This window comes from Roseomonas sp. TF40 (genome assembly GCF_057219975.1).
Genome location: NZ_JBXVVR010000001.1, coordinates 897,947 through 911,877 on the forward strand (window position 1 = coordinate 897,947; position 13,931 = coordinate 911,877).

General features: G+C 70.8%; 14 protein-coding genes. 1 reads left to right on the top strand and 13 read right to left on the bottom strand.

Features of this window, described 5'->3' with window-relative positions; translation table 11 throughout:
- Positions 1–59: 59 nt before the first annotated feature.
- The 10 genes from leuD to thrS all read right to left on the bottom strand — a co-directional run bounded on the left by leuD (position 60) and on the right by thrS (position 9,282).
- Positions 60–671 carry a 3-isopropylmalate dehydratase small subunit gene (gene leuD, locus AC2D9U_RS03860; RefSeq protein ID WP_484746637.1) on the bottom strand — a complete coding sequence of 204 codons (612 nt, stop codon included), beginning with the start codon at positions 669–671 and terminating at the stop codon, positions 60–62.
- Positions 671–2,086: a 3-isopropylmalate dehydratase large subunit gene (gene leuC / locus AC2D9U_RS03865; RefSeq protein ID WP_484746638.1), complete on the bottom strand. Its 1,416-nt coding sequence runs from the start codon at positions 2,084–2,086 to the stop codon at positions 671–673. Before leuC ends, leuD begins: the two co-directional genes overlap by 1 nt.
- 63 nt (positions 2,087–2,149) lie before the next feature.
- Positions 2,150–2,530, bottom strand: coding sequence for a 50S ribosomal protein L19 (gene rplS, locus AC2D9U_RS03870; protein ID WP_484746640.1), 381 nt, complete (start codon positions 2,528–2,530; stop codon positions 2,150–2,152).
- Between the two features lie 27 nt (positions 2,531–2,557).
- Positions 2,558–3,313 (bottom strand): tRNA (guanosine(37)-N1)-methyltransferase TrmD, encoded by a 756-nt coding sequence (gene trmD, locus AC2D9U_RS03875; protein ID WP_484746641.1) that lies wholly within the window; start codon positions 3,311–3,313, stop codon positions 2,558–2,560.
- Entirely contained in the window at positions 3,310–3,816 is a 507-nt protein-coding gene (gene rimM, locus AC2D9U_RS03880) for a ribosome maturation factor RimM (protein WP_484746643.1), read from the bottom strand. Before rimM ends, trmD begins: the two co-directional genes overlap by 4 nt.
- A 41-nt stretch (positions 3,817–3,857) precedes the next feature.
- The gene (rpsP, locus tag AC2D9U_RS03885; RefSeq protein WP_484746645.1) at positions 3,858–4,190 is read right to left on the bottom strand and encodes a 30S ribosomal protein S16; all 333 of its coding nucleotides are present in this window, start codon (positions 4,188–4,190) and stop codon (positions 3,858–3,860) included.
- A 21-nt stretch (positions 4,191–4,211) separates the two neighbouring features.
- Positions 4,212–5,597 (bottom strand): signal recognition particle protein, encoded by a 1,386-nt coding sequence (ffh, locus tag AC2D9U_RS03890; protein ID WP_484746647.1) that lies wholly within the window; start codon positions 5,595–5,597, stop codon positions 4,212–4,214.
- A gap of 175 nt (positions 5,598–5,772) precedes the next feature.
- On the bottom strand, positions 5,773–6,669 hold the full coding sequence (locus AC2D9U_RS03895; RefSeq protein WP_484746648.1) for a class I SAM-dependent methyltransferase: 897 nt from the start codon (positions 6,667–6,669) through the stop codon (positions 5,773–5,775).
- Positions 6,670–6,732: 63 nt separating this feature from the next.
- Positions 6,733–7,245 carry a translation initiation factor IF-3 gene (gene infC, locus AC2D9U_RS03900; RefSeq protein WP_484746650.1) on the bottom strand — a complete coding sequence of 171 codons (513 nt, stop codon included), beginning with the start codon at positions 7,243–7,245 and terminating at the stop codon, positions 6,733–6,735.
- 93 nt (positions 7,246–7,338) lie between these two features.
- The gene (gene thrS, locus AC2D9U_RS03905; protein WP_484746652.1) at positions 7,339–9,282 is read right to left on the bottom strand and encodes a threonine--tRNA ligase; all 1,944 of its coding nucleotides are present in this window, start codon (positions 9,280–9,282) and stop codon (positions 7,339–7,341) included.
- Between the two features lie 119 nt (positions 9,283–9,401).
- Here thrS and AC2D9U_RS03910 point away from each other — a divergent pair, with 119 nt between their 5' ends.
- Positions 9,402–10,973, top strand: a complete 1,572-nt coding sequence (locus tag AC2D9U_RS03910) for an NYN domain-containing protein (protein WP_484746654.1) — start codon at positions 9,402–9,404, stop codon at positions 10,971–10,973.
- On the opposite strand, the gene AC2D9U_RS03915 is transcribed toward AC2D9U_RS03910, so the two are convergent.
- From AC2D9U_RS03915 to AC2D9U_RS03925, 3 genes are read right to left on the bottom strand one after another with little or no spacing between them, the layout of a single operon-like run.
- Positions 10,960–11,850, bottom strand: coding sequence for a glycosyltransferase family 9 protein (locus tag AC2D9U_RS03915; protein ID WP_484746656.1), 891 nt, complete (start codon positions 11,848–11,850; stop codon positions 10,960–10,962). The genes AC2D9U_RS03910 and AC2D9U_RS03915 overlap by 14 nt on opposite strands.
- On the bottom strand, positions 11,847–12,968 hold the full coding sequence (locus tag AC2D9U_RS03920) for a glycosyltransferase family 4 protein (protein WP_484746657.1): 1,122 nt from the start codon (positions 12,966–12,968) through the stop codon (positions 11,847–11,849). Before AC2D9U_RS03920 ends, AC2D9U_RS03915 begins: the two co-directional genes overlap by 4 nt.
- A 7-nt stretch (positions 12,969–12,975) precedes the next feature.
- The gene (locus AC2D9U_RS03925; protein WP_484746659.1) at positions 12,976–13,908 is read right to left on the bottom strand and encodes an isopenicillin N synthase family dioxygenase; all 933 of its coding nucleotides are present in this window, start codon (positions 13,906–13,908) and stop codon (positions 12,976–12,978) included.
- Positions 13,909–13,931: the final 23 nt, after the last annotated feature.

Here is a 13,931-nt window from a genome sequence, read left to right on the forward strand (position 1 = left end):
GCGCAAGGCACGCAGGCGCGGCGACGGGCCGGAACGGCGCCGGCTGGCGCCGGGTGGAATCAGGCGTAGAGCCAGGGCTGCGCGGCGCGTTGCTTCGCCTCGAAGCCGTCGATCGCCGGCGCGTGCTGCAGCGTCTGGCCGATGTCGTCCAGGCCGTTCAGCAGCAGATGGCGGCGGAAGCTGTCCACCTTGAAGGGGATCTCCTCGCCATTCGGGCGCACCACGACCTGGCGCTCGAGATCCACGGTCAGCCGCGCATTGCCGCCGAGCCGCGCATCCTCCATCAGCTGCTCGCAGATCTCGCGCGGCAGCGCGACCGGCAGCACGCCGTTCTTGAAGCAGTTGGAGTGGAAGATGTCCGCGAAATCGGGCGCGATGACGCAGCGGATGCCGAAATCCAGCAGCGCCCAGGGCGCATGCTCGCGCGAGGAGCCGCAGCCGAAATTGTCGAAGGCGATCAGGATCTCCGCCTTGCGGTAGGGCTCCTGGTTCAGCACGAAATCCGGCTTCTCGCTGCCGTCCTCGTTGTAGCGCATGTTGGCGAAGAGCGACTTGCCGAGACCCGTGCGCGCGATGGTCTTGAGGAAGCGCGCGGGGATGATCTTGTCGGTGTCGATGTTCGCCGCCGGCATCGGCGCGGCGACGCCGGTGAGGGTCGTGAAGGGCTTCATCACAGGATCTCCAGCTTGCGCACATCGGTGAGCCGGCCCGTGACGGCGGCCGCGGCCGCCATCGCCGGCGAGCAGAGATGCGTGCGCCCGCCGGGGCCCTGGCGGCCCTCGAAATTGCGGTTCGAGGTGCTGGCCGAACGCTGGCCCGGCTTGAGCTTGTCGGGGTTCATGCCGAGGCACATGGAGCAGCCCGCCTCACGCCATTCGAAGCCGGCCTCGAGCAGGATCTTGTCCAGCCCCTCGGCCTCGGCCGCCTGCTTCACGAGGCCCGAGCCCGGCACGACCAAAGCGCGCACGCCCGGCGCCACCTTGCGGCCGCGCGCGATGGCGGCGACGGCGCGGATGTCCTCGATGCGGCTGTTGGTGCAGGAGCCCACGAAGACCACGTCGATCGGCAGGCCTTCCAGCGCCTGGCCGGGCTTGAGGTCCATGTAGTCCAGCATCCGCGCCATCTGCGCGCGGCGATCCTCATCCGCCACCTGGGCGGGGTCGGGCACCTGGCCGTTGATCGGCAGCACGGCCTCGGGGTTCGTGCCCCAGGTGACCTGCGGCGCGATCTCGGCGGCGTCGAGCACCACTTCCTTGTCGAAATGCGCGCCCGGATCGGAAGGCAGCGTGGACCACCAGGCGACGGCGCGGTCGAAAGCCTCGCCCTTCGGCGCGAAGGGGCGGCCCTTCACGTAGTCGAAGGTCGTCTGGTCGGGTGCCACCATGCCGGCGCGCGCCCCGGCCTCGATCGACATGTTGCACAGCGTCATGCGCCCGGCCATGTCGAGCGCGCGGATCGCCTCGCCGGCGAATTCGATGACATGGCCCGTGCCGCCCGCCGTCCCGATCTTGCCGATGATGGCGAGCACGATGTCCTTCGCCGTGCAGCCGAGCGGCAGCTTGCCGTCCACCGTCACGCGCATGTTCTTCGCCGGCTTCTGCAGCAGCGTCTGCGTGGCGAGCACATGCTCGACCTCGGAAGTGCCGATGCCGAAGGCGAGCGCGCCGAGCGCGCCATGGGTCGAGGTGTGGCTGTCGCCGCAGACCAGCGTCATGCCCGGCAAAGAAAGACCAAGCTCCGGCCCGATCACGTGCACGATACCCTGGCGCGGATCGGTGAGCGGGATGTAGGGCACGCCGAACTCGACGACGTTCTTCTCGAGCGTCTCGACCTGCTGGCGGCTCTCGGGGTCCTCGATGCGGCCATAGCGGCTGGAATCGGTGGCGATGTTGTGGTCCACCACGGCGATGGTCGCATCCGGGCGGCGCACCTTGCGGCCGGCCATGCGCAGGCCCTCGAAGGCCTGCGGGCTGGTGACCTCATGCGTCAGGTGCTTGTCGATGTAGAGCACCGCCGTGCCATCCGGCAGTGTCTCGACGACATGCGCGTCCCAGATCTTGTCGAACAGCGTCCGCGGCTTCGCCATCGCGCTTTCCCCCTTAGTGAAGTCAATGACGCCCGACCCTCACGGACCGGGCGTCGGTAGCAATCAGGCCGCGGTCTCGACCTTGGCGCGCGCGCGCTCCTCGATGCGCGCCGACTTGCCGGTGCGGCCACGCAGGTAATAGAGCTTCGCGCGACGCACCTTGCCGCGGCGCACGACGATGATCTCGGCGACGTTGGGCGAGTAGAGCGGGAAGATGCGCTCCACGCCTTCGCCGTAGGAGAGCTTGCGCACCGTGAAGTTGCTGTTCACGCCGCGGTTGGAGCGCGCGATCACCACGCCCTCATAGGCCTGGGTGCGGATGCGCTCGCCTTCCACGACCTTCACCATCACGCGGACGGTGTCGCCCGGCGTGAATTCCGGGGTCGGGCGGCTGGCGGAGAGGCGCGCCTGCTGGGCGGCCTCGAACTGCTGAAGCAGGTTCATCTTCGGGGTTCCTTCTCGGTGATTGATCTAGGCGGCGGCCGGCTGGCCGTCCAGCCGCGCGGGTTTCGTGGCAGCCCCTTCCGCCTGGCGGCGGAGGAAGCGTTCATAGAGGTCGGGCCGGCGCGTGCGCGTGGCGGCTTCCGCCTGCGCGCGGCGCCAGCGGGCGACCTCGGCATGATGGCCGGAGAGCAGCACCTCCGGCACGGCGCGGCCCTGCCATTCGGCGGGCCGCGTGTAGTGGGGGTATTCGAGCAGGCCCTCGGCCCCGAAGCTTTCCTCCTCGGCCGAGGCGGCAGCGCCCATGACACCGGGCAGCAGCCGCACGCAGGCGTCGAGCAGCAGCAGCGCCGCCACCTCGCCGCCCGAGAGCACCACATCGCCGGCCGAGACCTCGACCATGCCGCGCGCCTCGATGACGCGCTGGTCGATGCCTTCGTAGCGGCCGCAGAGCAGCACCACGCCCGGCCCGGCCGCGAGATCGCGCACCATCGCCTGGTCGAGCACGCGCCCGCGCGGGGTGAGGTAGATCAGCGGCGCGCCGGGGTTGTTCCGGATTGCCGCCTCGCAAGCCGTGTCCAGGACATCCGGGCGCATCACCATCCCCGCCCCGCCGCCGAAGGGCGTGTCGTCCACGGTGCGATGCCTGTCGGTGGCGAAGCCGCGGATGTCCAGGGCGTCGATCGACCACCGCCCCTCGCGCAGCGCACGGCCGGCGAGCGACAGGCCGAGCGGGCCCGGGAACATGTCCGGGAAGAGCGTCAGGATGCTGGCCTGCCAGGTCATGCCGCTTCCTCCCCGGGCCGGGGCGGAACGACCACCTCGGCGGGTGGTGCGACCACCACGCGCCCGCCCGCCACATCCACCACCGGCACCGCGGCGCGGGTGAAGGGGATCAGCACCTCGCCCGCCGGGCCGTCGATGACCAGGAAGGGGCCGGCGCCGTGATCCTCCACCGCGCGCACCACCCCGAGTGCCGCGCCCGCCTCGTCGAAGGCCGCGAGGCCCTCGAGGTCCACGAGCAGGAACTCATCCGGGTCGGCGGGTGGCGGCAGGGCGCTGCGCTCGACATAGAGCTTGGTGCCGGTCAGGCGCTGCGCGGCGTCGCGATCCGCCACACCCTCGATCCGCCCCAGCCCATCGGGCAGGGCGGTGATGGCGAAGGAACGCGTGCCGGTGGCATCCGTCAGCGGGCCGTAGCTGCCGATGGCGCGCGGATCGGCGGTGAAGGCGTGCAGGCGCACCAGGCCCCGCACACCGTGCGGCCGCCCGATCTCCCCCACAATCACGCGCTTTCCCGGCATCGCTGATCAGCCCTGGCGGTGCTGGCTCAGCCGGCCGCCGCGGCGGCGCGTTCCTGCGCCTTCTTCTTCGGCGCGGACTGCTTGGGCTGGTCCTTGAACACGGGCATCGGCGCGAGGCCGGCATGGCCGAGGAACTTCGCCACGCGCTCGGTCGGCAGCGCGCCCTGCGACTTCCAATGCGTGATGCGCTCGGCAAAGAGGCGCACGCGCTCGGGGTGGTCGGAGGGCAGCATCGGGTTGTAGCTGCCCAGCTTCTCGATGAAGCGGCCGTCGCGCGGGCTGCGGCTGTCGGCCACCACGATGTGGTAGTAGGGACGCTTCTTGGCGCCGGCGCGGGCGAGGCGGATCTTGAGGCCCATGAGGAATGCTTCTCCTGGTTTCTAGAAGGGTCGTTTGTTGCCAAGGCCCGGGATCAACGAGGCGAGCCCGCCGCGCATCAACCCTTTCTGGCCCATCTTGTTCATCCGCTTCATCATCGCGGACATATCGTCGAACTGCTTCAGCAGCCGGTTGACTTCCTGCACCGTGGTGCCCGAGCCCGCCGCGATGCGCCGCTTGCGCGACGCCTTCAGCAGGTCCGGCATCCGCCGTTCCTTCGGCGTCATGGAGGAGATGATCGCCGCCTGACGCTTCAGCATGGACTGGTCGAGATTGGCGTTCTCGATCTGCGCCTTCATCTTGCCCACGCCCGGCAGCATGCCGAGGATGCCCGAGAGGCTGCCCATCTTGTTGATCTGCTTGAGCTGCTGCGCGTAGTCCTCGAGGTCGAAGGACCCCTTCTGCATCTTCTTGGCGAGCTTTTCCGCCTCGGCCTGGTCGATGGTCTCCGCGGCCCTTTCGACCAGGGAGACGATATCGCCCATGCCCAGGATCCGGTTCGCGATGCGATCCGGGTGGAAATCCTCCAGCGCGTCGAGCTTCTCGCCCGCGCCCAGCAGCTTGATCGGCGCGCCGGTGACCGCGCGCATGGAGAGGGCCGCACCGCCGCGTGCATCGCCATCGACGCGCGTCATCACCACGCCGGTGACACCCACCTTCTCGTTGAAGGCGCGCGCGGTGTTCACCGCGTCCTGGCCGGTCATCGCATCGACGACGAGCAGCGTCTCATGCGGGCGGACGAGGGCCTTCACCTCGGCCACCTCGGCCATCAGCGCCTCATCGATCGAAAGCCGCCCGGCGGTGTCGAGGATGACGACGTCGTAGAGCTCGCGCTTCGCGACATCCAGCGCGCGCTCGGCGATCTCGCGCGGGCGCTGGCCGGCGATGATGGGCAGGCAGGCGACTTCGGCGCGCACGGAGAGCTGCTGCAACTGCAATTGCGCGGCCGGGCGGTGCACGTCGAGCGAGGCGAGCAGCACCTTCTTGCGCTCGCGCATCCGCAGGCGCAGCGCGATCTTGCCCGAGGTCGTGGTCTTGCCCGAGCCCTGCAGGCCGACCATCAGGATGGCGAGCGGCGCCGGCGCGTTGAGGTCGAGGCCCCGCTTGCCGTCACTGCCCTCGCCGCCACCGAGCGCTTCCACCAGCGCGTCATTGACGATCTTGATGACCTGCTGCGCCGGCGACACGGAGCGGATGACCTCCTGCCCCACGGCGCGCTCGCGCACGCGGGTGATGAGGTCCTTGACCACCGGCAGGGCGACATCGGCCTCCAGCAACGCCACGCGCACTTCGCGCAGCGCTTCCTGCACGTCGTTGTCGGTCAGCGCGCCGCGGCGGCGCAGCTTGTCGAAAACGCCCGTGAGCTTGCTGCCCAAAGCCTCAAACATCGCGTGCCTTGACCAAGGCGGGAGGGTCCTTCCAAAGGTTGCGGCGTCCCCAAACGAAAACGCGCCGCTGCGCGAGTCTTCGCGGAGCGGCGGAGCCGACCCGCCTGGCGCGGGCCGACCTGCATGTCAGGGGACACCTGACGGCAGCTTCCCTACTGCCACCGGGGTGTCATGGTCAAGCGGCCTGGCCCCCCGGGCGCGGCTTCCGCCCCACCACGACAAGGTTCCGCAGGGCATCCGCCGGCAGCCGCGCCGCGTCATCGGCACTGTCCCAGCAGGCGGAATACTGTGCTACCTCAAGGGTAAGCCCGGCAGCGAGCATGGCGTCGAGCAGTTCTGCCATGGTGTATTCGCGGACGTGGTGGTGGAACCGGTCCTCCGGACGGTAATCCCCGCGAAACATGGGCTGCGGGTTGCGCCCGGCGAGGATCAGCGCACGACAGCCCTGGCGGAGGAAATTCGGGGTCGTCACATACAGGACGCCGCCCGGCCGCAGCGCCCCCGACAGGGCCCGGAACAGATTGGCCGGATTGACCAGCAGGTGTTCCAGCACCTCGCACAGCATCACCATGTCGAGGTCACGCACCGCCTCGCCCGGAACCACGAGTTCAGCCGCGGCACGCAGATCCAGCTTCTCGAGGTCCAGTTGCACCGCACGTTCCACCACCCCGTCGAGCTGGCTGTGGCGGAACAGGCAGGCGGAGGTCAGGCGCAGCGCCGGAAAGGCCTCATGGAAGAGCATCGGCGTGATGGAGGAGCCGATTTCCATCACCCGGGCGCCGGGCCAACCGGGCTCCGCGGAGAGCAGGGTCTCAATGGCGAAGAGTGCCTCGGCGAAGCGCAGGCGATGGGACGTCGCGTAGCGCTCCTGGTCCGGCCGCAGCCGACCGGCCCGGACGAGGCCGGCCAAGGCCTGATCGAAAAGGCCGACATGGGCATGGCAGGCCGCGGCATAGGCGGCTGAACGCGCCTGGAGCCCCGGATCGGACGCCAGCGGCGCCGGAATGGGAACCGGGAAGGGCACGGCGGCAAGGTCGCCGGAATCAGGCGCCTTGCTGTCGCCGATCGCCAAGAACCGACGGATGACGCCGAGCATGACGGCCTGGCCCCCTGGCTGCCGCGCCGCCGGCGACCGTTATTTCGGCGCCAGGACCATGATCATCTGGCGGTTCTCCAGCCGGGGCATGGATTCCACCTTGGTCAGTTCGGCCAGCTCCGTGCGGATCCGGTCCAGCACCTTGATGCCGAGATCCTGGTGCGCCATTTCGCGGCCGCGGAAGCGAAGGGTGACCTTCACCTTGTCGCCCTCGCCGATGAATTCCTTCATCTGGCGCATCTTCACCCCGTAGTCATGGTCGTCGATGTTCGGGCGGACCTTGATTTCCTTCAGCTCGACGACCTTCTGGCGCTTGCGCGCCTCATTGGCCTTCTTCTGCTGCTCGTATTTGTACTTGCCGTAGTCGAGGATCTTGCAGACCGGCGGGACGGCGTTCGGGCTGATCTCGAGCAGGTCGAGGCCGACATCGTAGGCGCGCAGCAGCGCTTCGCGCGCGCTCATCACCCCGATCATCTCGCCATCCTGGTCGATCAGGCGGACCTGCGGAACGCGGATATCCTCGTTCACCCGCGGGCCGTCCTTGGACGGCATCTGGGCGGGCATGGGGCCTCGGGCTATGGTCGGCTCTCCTGTCGTGGTTCGTCAGCAACTTATCTTATGGCGATCCGGCGCCGCGCGTGCAAGTCAGCCCGCGCGCGCTGCCAAATCGGGGGGCGTTCCCTCGCCCAGCAATTGGGCAATGGCATCCGCCAGGGGCAGGGTCTCCTGCGCCTGGCCTGGCAGGCGGCGCAGCACCAGGGAACGCGATTCGGCCTCACGCCGCCCGATGATGGCCAGGATCGGCACGCGGGCGTTGATGTGGTCCGGCACCTTGCGGTTGATCTTCTCGTTCCGCAGGTCGAGTTCCACCCGCAGCCCCGCCTTCGCCAGGGCGGCCGCGGCCTCCCGCGCGAAATCATCGGCATCCGAGACGATGGTCGCCACCACCACCTGCACCGGCGCGAGCCAGAGCGGGAAGCGCCCCGCATGCTGCTCGATGAGGATGCCGAGGAAGCGCTCGAAGCTGCCCAGGATGGCCCGGTGCAGCATGACCGGGCGCTTGCGCGTGCCGTCCTCGGCCACGTATTCGGCCTCGAGCCGCTCGGGCAGCACGAAATCCACCTGCAGCGTGCCGCATTGCCAGTCGCGGCCGATCGCGTCGCGCAGCACGAATTCCAGCTTCGGGCCGTAGAAGGCGCCCTCCCCCGGGTTCAGCTCGAAGCCCACGCCGGCGATGGCGCAGGCGTCGCGCAGCGCGCCCTCGGCGCGGTCCCAGGTCGCGTCCGTGCCGGCGCGCACCGCCGGGCGGTCCGAGAACTTCACGCGGAAATCGCTGAAGCCGAGGTCGCGGTAGATCGAGGACAGCAGCGCCACGAAGCGCACCGTCTCATCGGCGATCTGGTGCTCCTCGCAGAAGATGTGCGCGTCATCCTGCGTGAAGGCGCGCACGCGCATGATGCCGTGCAGCGCGCCCGAGGGCTCGAAGCGGTGGCAGGCGCCGAACTCGGCCATGCGCAGCGGCAATTCGCGGTAGCTGCGCAGGCCCTGGTTGAAGATCTGCACATGGCAGGGGCAGTTCATGGGCTTCAGCGCGTAGATCCGCCCGGCCTCGTCCTTGTCCTCGACCTGGGCGAGGAACATGGCGTGGCGGAATTTCTCCCAGTGGCCGGAGGCCTCCCAGAGCCGCCGATCCACCAGCTGGGGCGTCTTCACCTCCTGGTAGTCGGCGCCATCCAGGCGGCGGCGCATGTAGTCCTCCACCGTCCGGTAGAGCTTCCAGCCCTTGGGGTGCCAGAAGACGCTGCCGGTGGCCTCTTCCTGCAGGTGGAACAGGTGCATCTCGCGCCCGATGCGGCGATGGTCGCGCTTCTCGGCCTCTTCCAGCTGCAGCAGATAGGCGTCCAGCTCCTTCTGGTCGCGCCAGGCGGTGCCGTAGATGCGGCTGAGCACGGGGTTGTCGGAATTGCCGCGCCAATAGGCGCCCGCCACCTTCATCAGCTTGAAGGCCGTGCCGATGTCGGAGGTGGCGCGCATATGCGGCCCGCGGCAGAGATCGATCCACTCGCCCTGGCTGTAGAGGCTGATCTCCTCGTTCGCCGGCAGGTCGCGGATCAGTTCGACCTTGAAGGCCTCGCCCTTGCCCTCGAAGAGCGCGATGGCCTCCTCGCGGGAGACGACGCGGCGGCGGAAGGCCGCGCCGCGCGCGACGATCTCGCGCATCTTCGCCTCGATCGCCGGGAAATCCTCGGTGGTGAAGGGCGCGTTGCGGCTGAAATCGTAGTAGAAGCCGTTCTCGATCGAGGGGCCGATCGTCACCTGCGTGCCGGGGAAGAGCTCCTGCACCGCCTCGGCCAGCACATGCGCGCAGTCATGGCGGATCATCTCCAGCGCCTCGGGGTCGCGGCGCGTGATGAAGCGCAGCGCGGCGTCGGCGGCGATCTCCTCGGAGAGATCGCGCAGCTTGCCGTCCACCTGCATCGCCAGCGCGGCCTTGGCCAGGCCCGGGCCGATGCTGGCCGCGATGGTCGTGCCCGTCACGGGCCCGTCGAAGACGCGCACGGAACCGTCGGGCAGGGTGATCGCGGGCATGGGGGGCTGAGCCTCCGGAAGGGCTGTCGAAAGGGCGCGGACCATGGCCAGCACCGCGTCCCGCCGTCAAGGCGTGCCGGTATGGCATACTGTCCGGCCCTGCCGAGTCGGAAGGTCGCATGTCAGGATCCGCTTCGCCGCCGCGCGCTGCCCTCTACGTCGATTTCGACAACGTCTTCATGGCCCTGCTCCGCTGGGACGAACGCGCCGCCTATGCCTTCGGCGAGCGCCCGGACGCCTGGCTGGCCTGGCTCGAGGGACGGGTGGAAGGCGGGCCGCCGACCCAGCGGCGCACGCTGGTGCGGCGCTGCTACCTCAACCCCGGCGGCTTCTTCGACTTCCAGATGGGCCGCCCCGTGGCGCGCTACCGCGCCCTGCGCGACCTGCGCAACCGCACCTATTTCGGAGAGTTCCGCGGCGCCTTCGTGCAGGCCGGCTTCGACGTGGTGGATTGCCCGCCGGTGGCGCACCTCAAGAACGCCGCCGACATGAAGATGGCGCTCGACATCCGCGAGGCGCTGGACCACCCGACGCGCTTCGACGAATTCGTGCTGCTCTCCGGCGACAGCGATTTCCTCCCCGCCCTCGCGCGGCTGCGCGCGCATGACCGGCGCATCACCATCCTGGCGCAGAACACCGCCAAGCCCGCCTATCTCGCCGCCGCCGATGTGGTGGTCGGGCTGGATGACTTCGCGCATGAGGGCATGGGCAATCTGCCCATCGCGCAATTCGGCGCCGCCCCCCCCGTACTGGCCCAGCAGGCCGCGCCGCGGGCCGAGGCCGCGCGGGGGCCGGACCTCACCGGCCTGCGGGAGGCCGCGCTCGCCTGGCTGCGCGAGGCGCTGTCCCGCAGCCCGGCCGGTGCGCTGCGGCTGACCGAGGTCGGCGCGGGCATCGGCCGCGCCCTGCCGGCGTTGCGTGGCACCGCCTATGCCGGGGCCGGCTCACTGGGCGCGCTGATCGAGGAAGCGCGCGATCCGCGCCTCTCCCTCTCCGGTCCTCCGGACCGGCGCTGGGTCTATGATTCCGAACGCGGCGCCCCGCCCGGCGACCTGCCGCCCGGGGTGGAGGAGGTGCCGGAGGCCGAGGAAGTCGCGCCAGCCGAGGCCGAGGCATCGCCTGTCCTGCCCGACGCCTCGCCCGCCGAAGCCACGCCGGAACCGGACCCCATCCCCCTGCCCGCACCCGAACCTCACCCGGAACCGGCACCTGAAGCCGAGGCCGAGCCCCCGCCCGCCGGTCCCTCCCGCGGGGAACTGATGGCCGAGGCCGCGCTTCTGGTGCGCGACCTGCTCTGGGGCACACGCGATGGGCGCAACCTCGCCCAGGACCTGCCCGCCTTCACGCCGGCCGAGATCGGCTTCCTGCTCGGCGCCATCGCCGCGCGCCAGCCCCTCGACCCGGCGGAACAGACCGCCCTGCCCGCCGCCCTCGCCGCCGAGGCCGCCGGCCAGGGGCTGCATGTCTCGGCGCGCGAGGCGATGGCCCTGCTGCGCTGGCTGATCCGCGGCTATGCCAAGCTGGCCGAGCCCCCGGCCCCCGATGGCGCCGCCTACCTCGCCCGCGTGCTCTACGCCACGCTGGTCGCGGCGGTGCGCGCCGCCGGCGAGCAGTTGAGCGAGGCGGAGAAGGATGCGCTGAAGGGCTGGAGCCAGGGTGGGGTCAGCAGCGCCGGCCTCAGCGAGGGCTGATCGCCGCCAATACCTCCGCCGGCGTGATCGCGCCGATCGGCTGGCGGCGCAGCACCTGCACCGCCGGCCCGCGCGGGGCGCAGAGCGCGGGGTCGCTGTCTTCACCGAACAAGGCGAGGGTCGGGCAGCCGCTGGCCGCGATCAGATGGGTGGGCCCGGTGTCGTTGCCGAGCGCGAAAGCCGCGCGCCGGGCCAGCGCGGCGATGGCGGGCAGGCTGGTGCGGCCCGTCAGGTCCCGCGTGCCGGGGGCGAGAGCCAGGATCTCTGCGGCGAGCGGCGATTCCGCGGCGCTGCCGATCACCACGCAGGGCAGGTCGAGGGCCGCCGCCACCGCGCCGAACTGCGCCGCCGACCAGCGCTTCGCCGGCCGCAGGGGCGAGGCGCCGGGCACCAGCAGCACGAAGCGCTGCGGCAGCTCGAAGGGCGCAAGGTCGGCGGTGAGCCAGGACAGGTCCGGCGCGGGAAACGTCGTGATGCCCGCCATCTCCAGCTGCTCGCGCTGGCGCTCGATGGTGTGCATCCGGTCGCGATCCGGATTGGCATGGGGGTGGGAAGCACCGCGCGCGATGCCCGACCACTCGGCCCCGCGCAGCAGCCAGCGATAGCGGGAGGAACGGGAGGAGGTCTGCAGGTCATAGACGCGGTCGAAGCCGCCCCCGCGCAGCCGCCGCGCCAGCGCCGGCAGGCCGCGCCAGCCCGGCCGGCCGTCATCCCAGATCGCGTCGAACCAGGGGCTCGCCGCCAGCAGTTTCGCGAAGGGCGGCGTGGTGAGCAGGGTGATGCGCGCGCCGGGGTGATGCGCGCGGATCGCCGCGAAAGGCCCGAAGGACTGGATGACATCGCCCAGGGCGCCCAGCCGGATCACCAGGATGTTCACGGCAGAAGCTCGCGATAGACGGCGATGGTACGGGCCTGCATGGCGGCGGTGCTGTTGTCCCGCAGCACGGCCTCCCGCCCCGCCTGGCCAATGGCGTGGCGCGCGGCCTCAGGCATGGCGAGCACCTGCCCGAGCCGGGCGGCGAGCGCGGCTGGGTCGCCGGGTGGCACGCGCCAGCCGGTGATGCCCTCCGCCACCGTCTCGCGCGGCCCGCCGAGATCGGCGGCGATGACGGGCCGTGCCATGGCCTGAGCCTCGATGACCGTGCGGCCGAAGGCCTCGGGCTCGGTGCTGGCATGGAGCACGACATCGGCCGCCATCAGCACCGCCGCCATGTCCTCCACCTGGCCGATCAGGCGCAGCCGCTCCGCCACGCCCTGCCGGGCCGCCAATTCCTGCAACTCGGCGGCGAAGGCCTCATTGCCGCCACCCGCCAGCACGCCGATCACGCCCGGCAGGCGGGCCAGCGCCTCGACCAGCACGGCAGCGCCCTTCCAGCGCGTGAGCCGGCCGGGCAGCACCACCACCGGCGTGCTCGGCGCCGCCCCCCAGGCCTCGCGAAGGGCGACGATGCGCGCGGGCGGGACGGTGCCGGGGTCGAAGCGGCGCGGATCGACACCGCGCGGGATCAGGCGGATGCGCGCGGGGTCCGTGCCATGCGTGGCCTGCACATGCTCCGCGATGAAACGGCTGATCGCGATCACCCGCGCGCCGCGCGCCATGACCGAATTGTAGAGCCGCTTGCCCGGAAAGCCTTCATTGTAGGTGCCGTGATAGGTGGTCACGAAACCCGCCCCCGTGCGCCGCGCCGCGAGCAGCGCCGACCAGGCCGGGGCGCGGGAGCGCGCATGCAGGATCGCGATCTCCTGCGCGCGCACCAGCGCCGCGAGCGCGCCGGCATTGCGCAGGATCGCGAAGGGATTCTTCGTCGCGAGCGGCAGCTCGACATGCACGGCGCCGAAGCGGGCGAGCTCCGCCGCCATCGGCCCGCCGGCAGAGGCGACGAAGGCGCGGTAGCCGGCCGCGATGATGGCCTCGGCGATCTCGATGGTGCCGCGCTCCACCCCGCCCGAGACGAGCGCGGGCAGCACCTGGAGGATGGCGGGGGGGCGGGACATGAGCGCCTTACTGACGATGCGCGTAGGTCTCGTCCAGCTTCTCCCGCAGATAGGCCGCACCCGTGATGGGCGGCCAGCGCGGCGGATTGCCGGGCCCGGTGCAGGAAGGCAGCGCCGCCACCACCGCATCCGGGTTGGGGTCGAGGAAGAAGGCGGCCGAGAAACGCTCCGCCGCCGGCGCGCGCACGCGGTGCGGCGTGCTGGCATAGGCGCCGTTGGTCCAGCGCATCAGGCAATCGCCGATGTTGCAGACGAAGGCGCCGGGGATATGCGGCACATCCTCCCACCCCCCGCCGCGGCGCTTCACCTCCAGCCCCGGCACGCCATCGGTGGCGAGGACCGTGACATTGCCGTAGTCGGTATGCGCTCCTGCGCCGAGATCCCGCCCGCCCGGCGGGTAGCGCAGCAGACGGAGCGTGGCGAGCGGGCGGTCGAGCTTGTCCTCGAAGAAATCCTCCGCGAGGCCGAGGTCGCGGGCGAAGCCGCGATGCAGCAGCCGCCCCAGCGCCCAGGCGGCGTCGAAATGCGCCATCACGGCGGCGCGGAAGCCGGGCAGGCCGGGCCAGAGATTGACGCCGCGGAAGGGCACGCCGGCGAGGATCTCGGGGTGATCGGCGGGCAGGTCGAGGCCGATGTTGAAGGCCTCCTTGCAATCGGCCGGCTGGGTCGGGTCGAGCTGCTCCTCGGCCAGGGCGACATAGCCGCGATTATGCGGCGAGCGGCGGATGGAGAGCGCGTCCTTCGCGCCCTGGTCCTGGCCGAAGAAGGCGCGCGCGGCGGCGAAGAGCCCGGCGGTGGTCGCGGGCGGGATGCCATGCCCGGTCACCAGGAAGAAGCCCGCCCCCCGGCAGGCCGCGCCGAGAGCATCGGCCACGGCCTGCCGGGCAGCGGGGTCCGGGGAGCGCAGGCCCGCGACATCGAGGATCGGTACGTCGGTCATGCGCCGATCCTGCCAGCCGCGCG

Bases quoted from the DNA above. Each gene is read 5' to 3' on its own strand.
- leuD (WP_484746637.1), bottom strand. From the start codon at position 671: ATGAAGCCCTTCACGACCCTCACCGGCGTCGCCGCGCCGATGCCGGCG.
- leuC (WP_484746638.1), bottom strand. From the start codon at position 2,086: ATGGCGAAGCCGCGGACGCTGTTCGACAAGATCTGGGACGCGCATGTC.
- rplS (WP_484746640.1), bottom strand. From the start codon at position 2,530: ATGAACCTGCTTCAGCAGTTCGAGGCCGCCCAGCAGGCGCGCCTCTCC.
- trmD (WP_484746641.1), bottom strand. From the start codon at position 3,313: ATGACCTGGCAGGCCAGCATCCTGACGCTCTTCCCGGACATGTTCCCG.
- rpsP (WP_484746645.1), bottom strand. From the start codon at position 4,190: ATGGGCCTCAAGATCCGCCTCGCCCGCGCCGGCGCCAAGAAGCGTCCC.
- ffh (WP_484746647.1), bottom strand. From the start codon at position 5,597: ATGTTTGAGGCTTTGGGCAGCAAGCTCACGGGCGTTTTCGACAAGCTG.
- infC (WP_484746650.1), bottom strand. From the start codon at position 7,245: ATGCCGTCCAAGGACGGCCCGCGGGTGAACGAGGATATCCGCGTTCCG.
- thrS (WP_484746652.1), bottom strand. From the start codon at position 9,282: ATGCCCGCGATCACCCTGCCCGACGGTTCCGTGCGCGTCTTCGACGGG.
- AC2D9U_RS03910 (WP_484746654.1), top strand. From the start codon at position 9,402: ATGTCAGGATCCGCTTCGCCGCCGCGCGCTGCCCTCTACGTCGATTTC.
- AC2D9U_RS03920 (WP_484746657.1), bottom strand. From the start codon at position 12,968: ATGTCCCGCCCCCCCGCCATCCTCCAGGTGCTGCCCGCGCTCGTCTCG.
- AC2D9U_RS03925 (WP_484746659.1), bottom strand. From the start codon at position 13,908: ATGACCGACGTACCGATCCTCGATGTCGCGGGCCTGCGCTCCCCGGAC.